Source organism: Ilumatobacter nonamiensis YM16-303 (assembly GCF_000350145.1).
GTDB classification, from domain to species: domain Bacteria; phylum Actinomycetota; class Acidimicrobiia; order Acidimicrobiales; family Ilumatobacteraceae; genus Ilumatobacter_A; species Ilumatobacter_A nonamiensis.
On record NZ_BAOL01000333.1, the window covers coordinates 1 to 1138 of the forward strand.

General features: G+C 67.5%; 1 protein-coding gene. It reads left to right on the forward strand.

Annotation, left to right across the window (positions count from 1 at the left end; all coding sequences use genetic code 11):
• The first annotated feature begins 137 nt into the window (after positions 1-137).
• The gene (locus tag ON45_RS20500) at positions 138-1094 is read left to right on the forward strand and encodes a type IV toxin-antitoxin system AbiEi family antitoxin domain-containing protein (protein ID WP_158412561.1); all 957 of its coding nucleotides are present in this window, start codon (positions 138-140) and stop codon (positions 1092-1094) included.
• Positions 1095-1138 lie beyond the last annotated feature (44 nt).

Sequence of the window (1138 nt, forward strand, 5' to 3'; positions counted from 1 at the left end):
GCGCTCCGTGCGCGAACTGTTCACGAGAACGTGCCATGGGAGGCGATCGTGGCGGGTCTCGGTACCGTTCGGACTTCGGCACCCGCGCCCGATCGGACACGTTCGTCCCGTCACGTGAGCGACGCATCGACGTCGCCATGACGAAAGGCCCGATTCCGATGCCACGATTCTCTGCCGACCTGCTGACGCATGTTGCGTCGCACCACGGTGTCGTCACGACCCGACAGATGCTCGACGACGGGGTGACCCGTCACGCGATCGCCCATCTGTCCCAGGAACGCATCCTCAAGCGACTCCACAACGGCGTGTACCTCATCGCCAGTTCACCGCTCACGTTCGAGGCGCGTTGCGTCGCGGCGTGCCAGGCGGATCCGGAGGCGGTGATCACGGGTCCCGCGGCCGCTCGGTTGTGGGAGTTCCGACACGTGTTCCAGCCGCGCGTTCCCGAGGTCCTGGTCCGCCACGACCGGACGCCGATCACCTCGGGTGTCACGCTCCGCAGGACGAATGTGCTCACCGCCGAGGATGTCGTCGTCCGCACCGACGGGATCCGCGTCGCGAGCCCACCGCGAGCATGGTTCGACTGCGCATCACAACTGGGCGACGAGAAGTTCGAGATGCTCACGGAATGGGTGCTCGACCGCCACGACGATGTCGCGACGCTGTTTCGGACCGTGCGCCGCCTCGACACTCGGGGTCGCCCCGGTCTCGCACGGGTTCATCGCGTCCTGTCGCAACGACCCGCGTGGCAGAAGCCGGCACAGTCGGGCCTGGAGACCAAGGTGCTGTCCGCGCTCCGTCGGGCCGGACTCCGTGGCCTGACGAACCAGCATCCGATTCGACTGCCGAACGGGGTCGTGATCCATGCGGACATCGCCGACCCCGCGATCGGTTGGGCACTCGAGATCGACCACGTCACCTGGCACGGCGGTCGTTTCGAAGCCCAGCGTGACAAGGCTCGGGATCGTCAGGCACGCACAGCCGGGTGGCTCGTCGACTGCGTCACGGATCAGGCGCTGAAGGACGACTTCGACCGGGAGATCGCCGACGTCGTCGAGAGCCACGCACTGCGCGCCGTCGAGCGCGCCGCCTGACCGCTCCGCCACCGCCGTTCTCGTGAACAGTTCGCGCACGGAGC